General features: G+C 35.0%; 16 protein-coding genes and 1 other annotated feature. Of the genes, 15 read left to right on the top strand and 1 reads right to left on the bottom strand.

Annotated features, from left to right (window positions below; translation table 11 throughout):
- Positions 1 to 39 precede the first annotated feature (39 nt).
- The 15 genes from LDM90_RS06790 (at position 40) to LDM90_RS06720 (ending at position 12,657) form a co-directional block, all read left to right on the top strand.
- On the top strand, positions 40 to 1,371 hold the full coding sequence (locus LDM90_RS06790; protein WP_223897070.1) for a DUF2325 domain-containing protein: 1,332 nt from the start codon (positions 40 to 42) through the stop codon (positions 1,369 to 1,371).
- A gap of 156 nt (positions 1,372 to 1,527) precedes the next feature.
- Positions 1,528 to 2,367, top strand: coding sequence for a YitT family protein (locus LDM90_RS06785; RefSeq protein WP_034981348.1), 840 nt, complete (start codon positions 1,528 to 1,530; stop codon positions 2,365 to 2,367).
- 87 nt (positions 2,368 to 2,454) lie between these two features.
- Positions 2,455 to 2,529 (top strand) — a sequence feature (ribosomal protein L21 leader region).
- Between the two features lie 13 nt (positions 2,530 to 2,542).
- A complete protein-coding gene (rplU, locus tag LDM90_RS06780) occupies positions 2,543 to 2,857 on the top strand; it encodes a 50S ribosomal protein L21 (RefSeq protein ID WP_223897068.1) in 315 nt (104 codons plus the stop codon).
- 13 nt (positions 2,858 to 2,870) lie between these two features.
- Positions 2,871 to 3,164: a 50S ribosomal protein L27 gene (gene rpmA, locus LDM90_RS06775; RefSeq protein ID WP_034981396.1), complete on the top strand. Its 294-nt coding sequence runs from the start codon at positions 2,871 to 2,873 to the stop codon at positions 3,162 to 3,164.
- Between the two features lie 138 nt (positions 3,165 to 3,302).
- Positions 3,303 to 4,412 carry a M24 family metallopeptidase gene (locus LDM90_RS06770; protein ID WP_223897066.1) on the top strand — a complete coding sequence of 370 codons (1,110 nt, stop codon included), beginning with the start codon at positions 3,303 to 3,305 and terminating at the stop codon, positions 4,410 to 4,412.
- Between the two features lie 72 nt (positions 4,413 to 4,484).
- Positions 4,485 to 5,054 (top strand): elongation factor P, encoded by a 570-nt coding sequence (efp, locus tag LDM90_RS06765; protein WP_045928273.1) that lies wholly within the window; start codon positions 4,485 to 4,487, stop codon positions 5,052 to 5,054.
- Between the two features lie 17 nt (positions 5,055 to 5,071).
- Positions 5,072 to 5,530 carry an Asp23/Gls24 family envelope stress response protein gene (locus tag LDM90_RS06760; RefSeq protein WP_223897064.1) on the top strand — a complete coding sequence of 153 codons (459 nt, stop codon included), beginning with the start codon at positions 5,072 to 5,074 and terminating at the stop codon, positions 5,528 to 5,530.
- The gene (gene nusB / locus LDM90_RS06755; protein WP_198212075.1) at positions 5,508 to 5,900 is read left to right on the top strand and encodes a transcription antitermination factor NusB; all 393 of its coding nucleotides are present in this window, start codon (positions 5,508 to 5,510) and stop codon (positions 5,898 to 5,900) included. Before LDM90_RS06760 ends, nusB begins: the two co-directional genes overlap by 23 nt.
- Before the next feature lie 54 nt (positions 5,901 to 5,954).
- Entirely contained in the window at positions 5,955 to 6,803 is an 849-nt protein-coding gene (locus tag LDM90_RS06750; RefSeq protein ID WP_034981332.1) for a tetrahydrofolate dehydrogenase/cyclohydrolase catalytic domain-containing protein, read from the top strand.
- Positions 6,793 to 8,160, top strand: a complete 1,368-nt coding sequence (gene xseA / locus LDM90_RS06745) for an exodeoxyribonuclease VII large subunit (RefSeq protein WP_223897062.1) — start codon at positions 6,793 to 6,795, stop codon at positions 8,158 to 8,160. The genes LDM90_RS06750 and xseA overlap by 11 nt, the downstream gene beginning before the upstream one ends.
- Positions 8,141 to 8,383: an exodeoxyribonuclease VII small subunit gene (locus LDM90_RS06740; protein WP_223897059.1), complete on the top strand. Its 243-nt coding sequence runs from the start codon at positions 8,141 to 8,143 to the stop codon at positions 8,381 to 8,383. The genes xseA and LDM90_RS06740 overlap by 20 nt, the downstream gene beginning before the upstream one ends.
- 12 nt (positions 8,384 to 8,395) lie before the next feature.
- Positions 8,396 to 9,262, top strand: a complete 867-nt coding sequence (locus LDM90_RS06735; RefSeq protein WP_223897057.1) for a polyprenyl synthetase family protein — start codon at positions 8,396 to 8,398, stop codon at positions 9,260 to 9,262.
- A complete protein-coding gene (locus LDM90_RS06730) occupies positions 9,263 to 10,075 on the top strand; it encodes a TlyA family RNA methyltransferase (RefSeq protein ID WP_223897055.1) in 813 nt (270 codons plus the stop codon).
- A 9-nt stretch (positions 10,076 to 10,084) separates the two neighbouring features.
- Positions 10,085 to 11,773 (top strand): DNA repair protein RecN, encoded by a 1,689-nt coding sequence (recN, locus tag LDM90_RS06725; protein ID WP_223897053.1) that lies wholly within the window; start codon positions 10,085 to 10,087, stop codon positions 11,771 to 11,773.
- Complete coding sequence (locus tag LDM90_RS06720; RefSeq protein WP_223897052.1) at positions 11,770 to 12,657, top strand: GNAT family N-acetyltransferase; 888 nt, start codon at positions 11,770 to 11,772, stop codon at positions 12,655 to 12,657. Before recN ends, LDM90_RS06720 begins: the two co-directional genes overlap by 4 nt.
- 29 nt (positions 12,658 to 12,686) lie before the next feature.
- Here LDM90_RS06720 and LDM90_RS06715 read toward each other — a convergent pair whose 3' ends face one another.
- Entirely contained in the window at positions 12,687 to 12,962 is a 276-nt protein-coding gene (locus tag LDM90_RS06715) for a hypothetical protein (RefSeq protein ID WP_034981318.1), read from the bottom strand.
- Positions 12,963 to 13,007 lie beyond the last annotated feature (45 nt).

The raw sequence follows: 13,007 nt of genomic DNA, 5'->3' as shown, positions 1-13,007 counted from the left end.
TGCTATACTTAAGTAAATTAAAAAGAGATAGGTAAAAAGATGTTCGATTATCGCAATAATTTAAAAAGAATTCTTAATCAGACTGCCGGAGATGAAAAGAGCCTTAAGAATGGATTGGCTGCAATAAAACTGATCTTAGGTATGACTGACAGTGAAGAACAGACTAATTCAACCCTAAAAGATAAAAATATCATTGAAGTCGATTTACAGCAGCTTAATTTATTATTAACAGGTCTAATTCATCTAATTAAAGATCCGGCAAACATTTCTGCCAAAAATACAGCTCTCTCGGCTGCACAAAAATTAACGCTAGCTCAAGGCATCAATACAGAGTACCGTCAAAATTTAGTTGATTTAAAAGAAGCAATTAAATCTATTCAGGCTCCAAAAGATTTAATCGATAAAAAAGTTTTTGAACAGGCACTTGAAACTCCAAAAGCTCCTAAGAGAGATTACCGTAAAGGAAAGCGGTATACAGTGGTTCGATTACTGTCAGGCTGTGATTTGATTAATGATAGTAATAGAACCGTTTATACGTTAAAAGAATCACAGATCCATTCCTTAAATTTGAAAAGCGGAGATATTGTTGAAGCTGTGCCAGAAGAAAAAAGTTCTCATTATGAAGCGACTATTTTAAGGATTGTTGGTTATCGTGGTCTCCCCAGTATGGATGTTGATTCCATTTCAACTTTTAAGTATGCAGTGGTGCAAGGGAGAACCGGACATCTGGCTATTTCTCGTAATGCTCAAGGCAAGAAACTACGAGTTCATGGTAAAGCAGTTCTTTTACCAGTTGATTCAAGTAAATATTGGGACGAAAATATTAAGTTAGTTGATGGTTCAATAGTCGACTTAGCATGGTATAATGGGGATGTGCGTCTAAAAAAGAATCCGTCTGAGGCTATTCAAATTCGGTGGGTTTATCAAATTGAACAGTCAAGGCAAACTAGTGCAAATAAAAAGAAAAAGAGTGACACTGAATCAAAGAAAGCTGATTTGCCTAAATTAGCAATGGACCTACACTATCAAAGAGTTGGAATTGCCATTGGTAATAATCAAAATGAGGCTATGCTTGAAGGAATAGTTAATCGTTATGGTGGCATTCCAATTCCTATTGATGCTTTTCAGGGCAAGAAAAAAGTAATTGAAAACCAAATCAAAGATCTGGATATCGTGATTTTGGTGACATCTTATGCTGCCCATGACAGTACTTGGAATATAAGCGAATTTGCCAGCAAATACCACATCAAATTTGCTGTTAGTTCAAGTAAAGGCTATCAAGCGTTTGAGCGAGCATTGTACCGGGCTGAAAAAGGATTACCAGCATATGAGGGGAATCAAGCAATTAGTTACGACATTGCCAAGGAGTAATATTTATAATTTCTTAATAATTTAAGATAACTTCATTTGAGTTATAGCTTATGCGTTTTTAAGAGTGTTCGAACATATCAAAAACCCATATTCCTTGCATAATTTAGCTGCTTTCCTGTAAAATGTAAAATAACAATTTTATGGAAGGAAGATGAGATGGACACACAAAAGCAAACTCATACATGGCAATACTGGCTCTTTTTCTTGGCTGGTCTGGAAATAATAACAATATCAATTAACTTCTTTTATGCTCCAATAAATGTTGCTGCTGGCGGCTCGACCGGGATCTCAATATTGATTGATGCTGTTTGGGGTATTAACCGCTCAATTTCAGTATTTGTGGTTAATGGCTTAATGCTAATTTTAGCTGCAGTCTTTTTAGGTAAACAAACTTTAAAAAAAGTTGCATTGGGCAGTCTTTTAGTACCTGTTTTAATGGCTATAACCCCGAGCTTTAAACTGACTTCAAATAATATGCTGGCGGTAATTTATGGAGGGGTTTTAATGGGCATTGGCGTTACAATGCTGTATCGGATTAATGCTTCATCTGGCGGAACCACAATTCCGCCACTAATTATTAAAAAATATTTTTATGTTGACCCAGCTATATCACTCATGGTTATTGATATGTCGGTCATTGTACTGAATATTTTTGTTGATGGAACAGAAGCATTTTTACTGGCAGCTTTTTCTCAGGTCATTACTACAATTACCATGCGTTATACTGAAACTGGTTTTGATAAAAAATATCAAGTGCGCATAATGAGTAACACCAAACTTGATAAAATTAGGCAGATGCTGCAACAGGATTATGACGGCCTGACTGTTTATAACGTTGTAGGTGGTTACAGTGACCAGGACAAGCAACAGTTAGTAATAATTGTTGATACTAATGAATATGGTCAATTAGTTGCCAAAGCCCGAGAAATTGACAGTGAAGCATTTATTGTCACAGAAAATATTGCTAAAGTTCACGGTGGCAAATGGCAGATTTAATGTCAATTTGTCCAATAAAAAGGGCATTTTTTATTGCCAACTAGACTTAAGAGTAGTATTATGTAGTAGTTGTATTTGTGGATTCCTCTACATCTGCAACCGCACATTTCGGGGTAATAAGTCTTTCACGGAGCACCTCGATTGGCGAGTCTAAGTAAATTTTGGAGGGTAGTAAATGTACGCAATTATTAAAACCGGTGGCAAGCAATATAAAGTTGTTGAAGGCGATAGTGTTTTTGTTGAAAAGCTTGATGCTGAAGAAGGCAAAGAAGTTACTTTTGATGAAGTAGTTCTTACTTCCGATGGCAAAGATGTTAAAGTTGGTACACCGTTAGTTAAAGGTGCTAAAGTTGTTGCTAAAGTTGAAAAGCAAGGCAAGGAAAAGAAAGTAGTTACTTTCAAGTACAAGCCTAAGAAGCACTCACATTCAAAATATGGTCACCGTCAACCTTATACTAAGGTTACAGTTGAAAAAATTGAATTAAACTAGAGGTGAAGTAATGATGAATATTTTAAATCTTAAATTATTAGCCCACCACAAGGGTGGAGGTTCTACTGCCAATGGCCGTAATTCAGCTGGTCGTCGTTTAGGTGCTAAAGCTGCAGATGGCCAAACCATTCATGCTGGTTCAATTATTTATCGTCAACGTGGTACAAAGATTCACCCTGGTAAAAACGTTGGTCAAGGTGGAGACGATACTTTATTTGCCTTAGTAAATGGAGTAGTTAAATTTGAGCGGAAAGATAAATACAGAAAACAAGTTTCTGTTATTCCGGTTGAAGAAGAAGCTAAGTAATTTAGTTCTTAAACAAGAAGACGAAAAGCATATGCTTCTCGTCTTTTTTCTGTTTTAATTTAGTAAAAATAAGTTAGTATTGTATCTCTTTTTAGGGTTAAAATTAAGTTAAAGATTGATATACAGGAGATTATGGGTATGACTGAGAAGGAAGAACTATTAACGCTGCTTAACAGACGAATAAATAAGGTTACTGAACTAATTAAAAAACGTAATGCCGATGGACTGTTAATTTTTAACCAAGCAAATTATCGTTACCTGACTAATTTTACTGGTGAAGAAGCTCAATTGATTTTAACTTCAAAAGGAGATCGAATTTTACTTTCTGACTCACGATTTGATGATCAGATTAAAGCCGAGGCCCCCGGCGAAATTAAGGTGGTAATGAAAAAAGAAGGTCAAGACCTTGAAATTTCTAAACAATTAAAAGAGGCAAATTTAAAAAAAGTTTTAATCGAAGGTGAATTCGTTTCTGCAGTTGAGTTTGCCAACTTGCAAAGATTAAACCCTGGTATCGATTTCGAAATATGCGAGGAATTAGTCGAACAAGTCCGTAATGTTAAAGACGCACTTGAATTAGAAACGTTGCGTAAAGCGATTAATATCTCAATGGATAGCTTTAATGAAATATTGCCTTTGATTAAGCCAGGTGCTGTTGAGCGAAAAATCGGAGCAAAATTAGATTACTACTTTAAAATTAATGGCGGTGATGGTCCTAGCTTTGATACTATTATTGCCTCAGGGGTGCGTTCTGCATGGGCTCATGGTGTTGCCAGCGATAAAATGATTGAAGATGGCGATATGGTTGTAATTGATTTTGGCGCGTTTTACCATGGTTATGCTGCTGATATTACCAGAACTGTTGCTGTTGGCAAAGTTGACCAGGAAATGCACAAAATTTATGAAATTGTGCATGAAGCACAAAGGCGTGGTATTGAAGCTGCTATTGCAGGCAATCATGGCAGCGATGTTGATCGAGCAGCCAGAAGTTACATTACAGAACAAGGATATGGAGAGTATTTTGGTCATGGGATTGGTCATGGCATCGGATTAGAAATACATGAATTATGTCAACCTGCCTTACCTTTTGGCAAACAAGAACTTGTTAATAACATGGTTCATACAGTTGAGCCAGGAATTTATTTGCCAAATAAAGGCGGTGTCAGAATTGAAGATGACATTTTAATTCATAATCAAACCCCTGAGACACTTTCTACTTTACCTAAAGACAACTTAATTTCTTTATAAAAGATAAATAATAATTATAGTAAAATCGCTTACTAATTGGTAAGATAATATTATGGAGATGAGGTACTCAATATGACAATGATTTCAGTAAATGAATTTAAAAATGGTTTGACTATCAAGTATAATAATGACTTATGGCGGATTGTTGAATTTCAACATGTTAAACCAGGTAAGGGTAGTGCATTTGTTCGCTCAAAGCTAAAGAGTTTGAACACAGGTGCTGTACAGGAATATACTTTCCGCTCTACTGCAAAAGTTGAAACTGCAGAAATAGAAACAAAATCTATGCAGTACCTATATAATGATGGCGCCAGTTACGTTTTTATGGACACTAACACTTATGACCAGTTGGCAATTCCTAATGAACAAGTAAAAGATGAAGCCAAGTTTTTAAAGGAAAATATGAATGTAAGTGTAATTATGCATGATGGCAAAACCTTAGGAATTCAATTACCGAATACTGTTGAATTGACGGTTGCCAAAACTGAGCCTAATATTAAAGGTGATACTTCATCAGGTGGTGGAAAGCCTGCAACTATGGAAACGGGCCTTGTAGTAAACGTACCTTTCTTTATTAATGAGGGAGACGTTTTAGTAATTAATACTGTCGATGGTACATACGTATCTCGCGCAAATAAATAAATTTTCGAGGTAAAAAAATGGCAGATAGTTCAAAAATTGTCTTAGATGATAAAAATAACGGCGAAGAAATTGAAATTGATCCTAGTGTTCTTGAAGTTATTATGGGCATCGCTGCCGAAAAAGTAGATGGAGTTGCCGAAATGCACGGTGACGTCAAGTCCGGAATTAACCGTGTTTTAGGAAGAGAAGATCGTGGCAGAGGCGTGTCTGTTAATATTGACGATGAGCATAACTTGATTGCAGATGTTTATGTCAGTATTGAAGCCGGTAAAAATGTGCCTGAAATAGCAATTGATTTGCAAAAGTCTTTAAAGCAACAGGTTTTACAGATGACCGATTTAACTCTTAGTGAAATTAATGTGCACGTTACAGGACTTGAATTTCCAGACGATGATAATGAGGACGGCAGCGGAACCTCTAAGTTATTTTCCGACATAGATGAAAAGGGTAAAAATGAATCAACACGAGAGTCGTAGAGTTGCAATGCAAGCTGTTTATTTGTCTAATCAAGACTTAAAATATACGGCTAATGAAGTTGAAGCTAAAACTGTCGCAATGCTTGATTTAAAAGTGCTTTCTGCCTATTCAAAGGAATTAATTGAAGGTGTAATAAATAAACGAGACGAATTAAAGGGTGAACTCGCCAGCTATTTGAAAAAGAACTGGCGAATTAATCGTATTAATCAAATTTCGTTGGCCATTTTGGAAGTTGCTTTGTATGAAATTAAATACAGTAAAGAAATTGAGCCAAAAGCTGCGGTAAATGAAGCTTTGAACTTATGTGATGAGTTTGCTGATCCTAAAGATAAGCCATTTATTAATGGTATGTTGGCAAATTTTATCTAAAAATAACTTATAGTCGGCTTTATGCCGACTATTTTTTTAGAAAAGGGTATAAAAATGGGTCAACTTTTAGACGGTAAGCAGTTAGCTAATATTCGCGCTGACGTTCTTCAAAAACAAGTTTTAAATTTGAAGAAGGCAGGCATACAACCTCAATTTTGCGTAATTAATATTGGTAATGATCCAAGTAGCAAAATCTACTTAAAAACCAAAAAAAGAAGAGCAGATCAAATTGGTATTAAGCAAAAATTATTTCAATTACCGTCTACTGTGACACAAAAAAATTTGTTAGAGTTAATTGATCGCCTAAATAATGAAAAGGATGTCAATGGTATTATGATTCAGTTGCCAGTACCGAAACAAATCATTTTAAATGAAGCTCTAGCTGCTATTGATCCAGATAAGGATGTTGATTGTCTTACACCAGCAAATGTAGGTCGTTTGTGGCAAGGAGATCATTTTGTTGAACCCGCAACTGCACACGGTATTTTGGCTTTATTAGATTACTATCATATTAACTTAAAAGGGAAAAATGCAGTTATTATAGGTAGAAGCAGCATTGTTGGGAAACCTTTAGCTGCATTATTGCTTGAGAAAGATGCGACTGTTTCAATATTGCATTTAAAAACAAAGAATTTGACCGAGTATACCAAAAAAGCAGATATCTTGGTTTCAGCAACAGGAGAACATAATTTAGTAACTGCTGATATGATTAAGAAAAATGCAGTTATTATAGATGTAGGGATAAGTCGATTTAATGGCAAAACAGTTGGAGACGTTGATTTTGAGCATGTTGCTCCAATTGCGAGTTTCATAACTCCAGTTCCAGGTGGAATAGGTCCTCTTACGGTTGAGTCTCTTATGGAGCAAGTTGTTCAGTTGACGAGGAGAAATAATGGAAAGTAGTAAGTACCTAACAGTTTCGGATTTAAATTACTATATAACCCAAAAATTTAAAAACGATCCTTATTTACATAAAGTTTTTCTTCAAGGTGAATTGTCTAATTTTCGCTATCGACGTAATTCACATCAGTATTTTTCACTAAAAGATGAAAAATCGAAGATAAATGTTGTCATGTTTCGGTCATATTTTGATAAAGTGAAATTTAAGCCTGAAGAAGGCATGAAAGTATATGTAACTGGCTACGTTAGCGTATATGGGCCACAAGGCTCTTACCAATTTTATGCCGAATCTATGGAGCCTGCAGGATTAGGAGCATTATATGAACAATTACAGCAACTGCAAAAAAAGCTGGCTAGTGAGGGGCTTTTTGATCAGAGATTTAAAAAACCACTTCCCCATTATCCAGATTACATTGCTGTTGTAACAAGTGCTTCTGGTGCAGTAATCCATGATATTTTAGTAACTGTTAATAGGAGATTTCCTCATGCAGAAGTAGATTTGTTTCCTGCTCAAGTTCAGGGAGATTCTGCTGCTGATTCATTAATAGCGTCAATGAAGCAAATAGCTCAGTTTAAAGACAAATATGACGTTATGATCATTGGTAGAGGTGGTGGATCGCTTGAAGATTTATGGCCTTTTAATGAGGAAAGCGTAGTACGACAAGTATTTGATATGAAAATGCCGGTTATTTCCTCTGTCGGCCACGAAACTGACACTACACTATGTGATTTAGTTGCTGATGTAAGAGCAGCAACTCCAACTGCTGCAGCCGAATATGCCACTCCTAATTTACCCGATGAATTGATAAATATTCGCCAAATGCAAAACAGCCTTGTTTCAAGTATACAAAACATTATTAGGGTTCGTCGTGATGCTTTAAATCGCATTAATAATTCTGTTATCATGAGAGAACCCGCAAGACTATATGATGAGCAGGCACAAACTATAGATCTTTTACGAGACAGACTTCATAAGAATATGGTTCGTCAGCTGGAACGCAAAAGGCAAAATTATCAGTTGGCAAAACAAAGCCTTGTTGCAGTCAGTCCTAATAAAAAAATTTTGTCATTTTTGCAGCAAACAGATTTTTATTATCAGAGATTAGTTGCTAATACAGAGCATTTTATACAAGCAAAACGTAATATTTTAGGTCAAACAGGTCAACAGCTTAATGATTACAGTCCTCTTAAAACTTTAGATAGAGGGTATGCATATGTAAAAGACCAGAATAATAGAACTGTCAGTTCTGTAAGTCAAATTAAAGTAAAAGATGAAATTAGTATCCATTTTAAAGATGGTTTGACAAAAGCAATTATCAGTTCAATAAGGAGAGAAAAAAATGGTAACCAAGAAAAATAATTTTGAAGAGGAATTGACTGAATTACAAACAATTGTGAATAACTTGGAAAATGGAGATATTCCTTTAGAAGACGCTCTTGAACAATTTCAAGCTGGAGTCAAATTAAGTCGTAATTTAAATAAAAAATTAACTGAAGCTGAAGAAACAGTAGCTAAATTAATTGATAGTGATGGAACGGAACATAAGCTTGATCCTAATAATGCTGCTGCCCCAGAAAAATAGAGATGATTTGAAATGAATTTTAAAGAATTTAAGGAAAAATGGACTCCGGTAGTAGATGATTACTTAAAAGAGCATTTAACAAGCGAAGTTTCTGACAAGGAAATAAGTCAGATTATGTCTTATTCAGTAATGGCTGGAGGCAAAAGGCTACGTCCTTTACTTTTTTTGGCAACGCTTGACGCACTAAAAGTAAAAATAAATGACGAAGAAGTCAGGATTGCAAGTGGAATTGAGCTGATTCACACTTATTCGTTAATTCATGATGACTTGCCGGCTATGGATAATGACGATTATCGGAGAGGAAAATTAACAAGTCACAAAAAATGGGGTGAAGCTGAAGCTATCCTTGCTGGAGATGCTTTATTACCAATGGGTATTGAATGGATTTCTGATGGCAGTGATTCAGTCAAATTAGTTAAAATAATTACCCAAGCTGTTGGCCCTAACGGCATGGTTGGTGGACAATATTTAGATATTGATTCTACTAATAATGACAGCGTCGCAAATAATTCCGCATTTATTAATAAAATGGAATGGTTAAAAACAGGTTGCTTAATTAAAGCCTGTGTCGCAATGGCAGTTGAATACGGTAATGCAGATTCTTCTCAAAAAAAGACACTAATTCAGTTTGCTGAAGATTTTGGACGATCATATCAAATTTATGATGATTTAGTAGATGTGGTTGAAACTTCTGCAGAGGCTGGGAAAAAAACCCATAAAGATTTAGAGAGCGGCAAAAATAATACTTTGACTTTGCTTGGTATTTCAAAAAGTCGTAAAGAGCTGACTGACTTAATGATTGATGCTCAAAAGTGCTTAAAATCTGTTGATGCGAATGTTTTAGCTGGATTTCTTGATTTATATAAAAAGGTATTGTAAATGGTCAAAGAAAGAGCAGATGTATTATTAGTCAGACGAGGCATGTTTCATTCTCGAACTCAAGCTCAACGGGCGATCATGGCAGGCTTAGTATCAGATCATAATCATCAGAGAATTGATAAAAGTGGTACTAACTTACCGGTTGATGAAAAGTTTTTTGTAAAAAAATCGGATAAGAAGTATGTATCAAGGGGTGGTTTTAAACTGGCAAAGGCCTTAAAATCTTTTCAAATTGATTTGACCAGTAAAATTTGTCTTGATATAGGCGCTTCTACTGGAGGCTTTACTGATGTTGCTTTACAAAACAGGGCTAAGATGGTGTATGCTCTTGATGTAGGCTACAATCAACTTGCCTGGCAATTGCGTGATGATCCTCGCGTTGTAGTAATGGAAAAACAAAATTTTCGTTATAGCAAACCTGAAGATTTTACTCATGGTCAACCTGATTTTGCAATGACTGATGTTTCCTTTATTTCTTTAGATTTAATTATGCCACCAATGTTTCAGATTCTAAAAGATAAATGTGAAGCTGTTTGTCTGATAAAGCCTCAATTTGAAGCTGGTCCGGAACATGTCGGTAAACATGGTATAGTACATGATCATGATGTCCATTGTGCCGTTATCAGACATACCATTGATCAGGCAAGGGCTGATGGCTTTAACGTTCTAAACCTTGATTATTCACCAATAAAAGGTGGTAAAGGCAATATTGAGTTTTTGATACATTTACAGAAGGACGAAAAAGATGGTGGTAAATTAATATGGTCTGGGAACCCAGAAGATATAGTTGCTCAGGCTGTTGCCAATCTTTAGGAGAAAGAAATGTTAGTTGAACTGGATATTAAAAATTTTGCAATTATTAAAGCATTGAAGGTTCGCTTTCAAGAAAATATGACTGTGCTAATAGGTGAAACTGGTGCGGGTAAATCAATTATTATCGATGCAGTTTCATTATTAATGGGAAGTCGCAGTCAAAAAGAAATGATCCGTAGTGGTGAAAAAAAGGCTGTCATTACAGGCTTATTTGATGTTGATCATGAATCTAAAAAAATTGATGCAATTTGCGAAAAGTACGGTATACCTGATGCAGATAAGCAATTAATTATCAGCCGGGAAATAGCTGCTAAGGGAAGAAATATTGTTCGAATAAATGGACAATTAACTACAATTAATGTATTGAAAGAATTAGGTAATTTTCTGGTTGATATTCATGGTCAAAATGATCAACAAATATTGATGGATCAAGATCGACAAATCGATCTGGTCGATAATTATGCTCCTGTAGAATTTAAAGAGGAACTTAATCTTTATCAGGATAATTTTAAAAAATGGCAAAAATTAACTTCTCAAATTAATCATTTGCATAAAGATGCCCAGGAACTAGCTCAAAAGCAAGATATATTATCTTTTCAGAATGATGAATTGTCCAAAGCTGATCTGCAAGATCCTCATGAAGATGAACAGCTAGAAGAAGAATATAACGAACTAAATAATTATCAAAAAATCGTCGATACAGCCAACTATTTAATGCAATTATATGACGATGAAGACCATGGCATTGAAACTTTATTGGATAATGCCCAAAGTGCAGCAAATGAGTTAACAGAATATGGTGCTAAATTCAAAGATATTGCTAAAACTATAGATGATGGAGTTTTTGCATTAAGTGACGCCCGAAGCGAATTATCAAATGTACTCGATGAAATGGACTTTGATGAGGAAAGATTTCAGTACGTTTCAAACAGGTTAGATTTACTTAATTCATTAAAGAAAAAATATGGTCCTTCTTTAGAAGATGTTTTCACATTTTATGCCAAAATTCAAAAAGAATTGAGTCAGTATGAGACAGGTGGACTTGATGAAGAAAAGTTGCAAAAGCAGTTTAAAGTTCTGGAAGATAAACTGAAGACTGAAGCACAAAATCTCCATGAGACAAGAAAAAAAGTAGCTGCAACACTTGAAAGTAAAATCAAGCAGGAACTATCAGATTTATACATGGCAAAAGCCCGTTTTAGTATTGATTTTTCGACTACGAAAACTTTTAGTAATAAAGGCACTGATAATATTGTCTTCTTAATAGCACCAAATCCCGGCGAAGAACTAATGCCTCTGGTCAAGATCGTATCTGGTGGTGAACAGTCACGGCTGATACTGGCATTGAAAGCAATTTTTAGCAAAGTTGAACCTGTAGGAACAATGATTTTTGATGAAATTGATACTGGCGTTTCCGGTCGCGTTTCTGCAGCAATAGGTCAAAAATTACATTCAATCGGTGAAAATAAACAAGTAATCGCTATAACACACTCACCACAGGTTGCTGCAGCCAGTGATCAAAAATACCTAGTTGCCAAAAAAGTTGAAGATGGTGCTACATACACACAAATAGGTCCATTAACTCAAGAAGAAACTGTAACTGCAATTGCCGAAATGATGGCAGGTAGTGATGTAACACAAGCAGCTAAACAAAATGCCAAGGATCTAATGAAAAGTTTTAAAAGGAAGAAGAAATGATAATCGTTGAAAAAGTAAACTTAAATGAAAAAGAACAAAGGCAGGCGAATGAATTAACAGAAAGAGTCAAAAAAGCTGATAAAACATATTCAGATTTTTATTTGAGCAATCAATTTAATTATTTTCAAGATATGCCAACTTTTATTTTGGCTTATGATGGAAATAAGTTAGTTGGATTAACTATGCTATACGCAGATGAGGAACCTGAAGAAGAAGTGGAAGTCAACTTAGAAGTTGATCCTGAATTTCGCAAACAAGGAATTGCTACAAGAATGTTTGAGCATGCGAAAAAAATCATGGTGCAGTATGGTTATTCCAAATGGGAGTTTGTGTCAGAAAAAGTTTTTTTAGAAAAAAATCCAGGCTTTTTGAAAAAAGTGGGTTTAAAGATTGTTCCGGAAGATTCTGATTATTACATGCGAACTGCAGAACCATCACTAATTGAAAAGACTGACAAATTAAACCAAGTTTTAGTAGTTAAGCCTTTAACAATGAACTATGTTGATCAAGTTGCTGCAGCACACAGTAATGCTTTTGGAGATGCTATTGCCACATCTACTAAATACATTAAAAATTCTCTGTTGGATAAAGATACCAAAAGCTTTATCTTATTAAAAAGAAATGAAGTTGTCGGCTATTGCGCTGTGGATCAAGGTGAAAATGAGGACTATTTCTTCGGATTGTTTATTGACAAGCCATTTCGCGGACAAGGCTTTGGTACTTTTTTTATCAAAAAGATGATTGCAATTTTGCAGGAAGAAGGTAGCAAAGTTTTTGCCTTGAATGCTGATGTATCAAATAGAGCAGCTATCAATGTTTATTTGAATGCTGGATTCAAGATCCTGAGTGAAACTATTTATTTAAAAAACCAAGAATCAAATTGATTCTTGGTTATGATTTTTTATGAGACTAATTATGCAAAATCGACTCTAAAAATAGTATCAATATCAACTATTTTAATTAGTTTTTTATTTGCTAAACGCAAAATAAAACGACCTGCAGAAATGCGTTTTATGATTTGCCCGATTTCACTCGTTCCATCCTGATAACTTACCAATACATAGGAGCGGTGTAGTAGGGCACTATTAAGATCAGTTAATATTTCATAGTAATATTGGCTGTAAATACTTAATTTATCTTCATCATAATCGAAGAAATAGTGATAAATTTTCTTAAGCGAGTTTTTCATCAAACCACCCCTTTAGAGTTGACCGAACATTTGTTTGACAAATAA

The sequence above is a fragment of the Lactobacillus huangpiensis genome (assembly GCF_019972815.1).
GTDB classification, from domain to species: domain Bacteria; phylum Bacillota; class Bacilli; order Lactobacillales; family Lactobacillaceae; genus Lactobacillus; species Lactobacillus huangpiensis.
This window is presented reverse-complemented; position numbering and strand designations above follow the sequence as displayed.

Excerpts from the sequence above, each read along its gene's own strand:
- LDM90_RS06790 (WP_223897070.1), top strand. The coding sequence starts at position 40 with ATGTTCGATTATCGCAATAATTTAAAAAGAATTCTTAATCAGACTGCC.
- LDM90_RS06785 (WP_034981348.1), top strand. The coding sequence starts at position 1,528 with ATGGACACACAAAAGCAAACTCATACATGGCAATACTGGCTCTTTTTC.
- rplU (WP_223897068.1), top strand. The coding sequence starts at position 2,543 with ATGTACGCAATTATTAAAACCGGTGGCAAGCAATATAAAGTTGTTGAA.
- rpmA (WP_034981396.1), top strand. The coding sequence starts at position 2,871 with ATGAATATTTTAAATCTTAAATTATTAGCCCACCACAAGGGTGGAGGT.
- LDM90_RS06770 (WP_223897066.1), top strand. The coding sequence starts at position 3,303 with ATGACTGAGAAGGAAGAACTATTAACGCTGCTTAACAGACGAATAAAT.
- efp (WP_045928273.1), top strand. The coding sequence starts at position 4,485 with ATGACAATGATTTCAGTAAATGAATTTAAAAATGGTTTGACTATCAAG.
- LDM90_RS06760 (WP_223897064.1), top strand. The coding sequence starts at position 5,072 with ATGGCAGATAGTTCAAAAATTGTCTTAGATGATAAAAATAACGGCGAA.
- nusB (WP_198212075.1), top strand. The coding sequence starts at position 5,508 with ATGAATCAACACGAGAGTCGTAGAGTTGCAATGCAAGCTGTTTATTTG.
- LDM90_RS06750 (WP_034981332.1), top strand. The coding sequence starts at position 5,955 with ATGGGTCAACTTTTAGACGGTAAGCAGTTAGCTAATATTCGCGCTGAC.
- xseA (WP_223897062.1), top strand. The coding sequence starts at position 6,793 with ATGGAAAGTAGTAAGTACCTAACAGTTTCGGATTTAAATTACTATATA.
- LDM90_RS06740 (WP_223897059.1), top strand. The coding sequence starts at position 8,141 with ATGGTAACCAAGAAAAATAATTTTGAAGAGGAATTGACTGAATTACAA.
- LDM90_RS06735 (WP_223897057.1), top strand. The coding sequence starts at position 8,396 with ATGAATTTTAAAGAATTTAAGGAAAAATGGACTCCGGTAGTAGATGAT.
- LDM90_RS06730 (WP_223897055.1), top strand. The coding sequence starts at position 9,263 with ATGGTCAAAGAAAGAGCAGATGTATTATTAGTCAGACGAGGCATGTTT.
- recN (WP_223897053.1), top strand. The coding sequence starts at position 10,085 with ATGTTAGTTGAACTGGATATTAAAAATTTTGCAATTATTAAAGCATTG.
- LDM90_RS06720 (WP_223897052.1), top strand. The coding sequence starts at position 11,770 with ATGATAATCGTTGAAAAAGTAAACTTAAATGAAAAAGAACAAAGGCAG.
- LDM90_RS06715 (WP_034981318.1), bottom strand. The coding sequence starts at position 12,962 with ATGAAAAACTCGCTTAAGAAAATTTATCACTATTTCTTCGATTATGAT.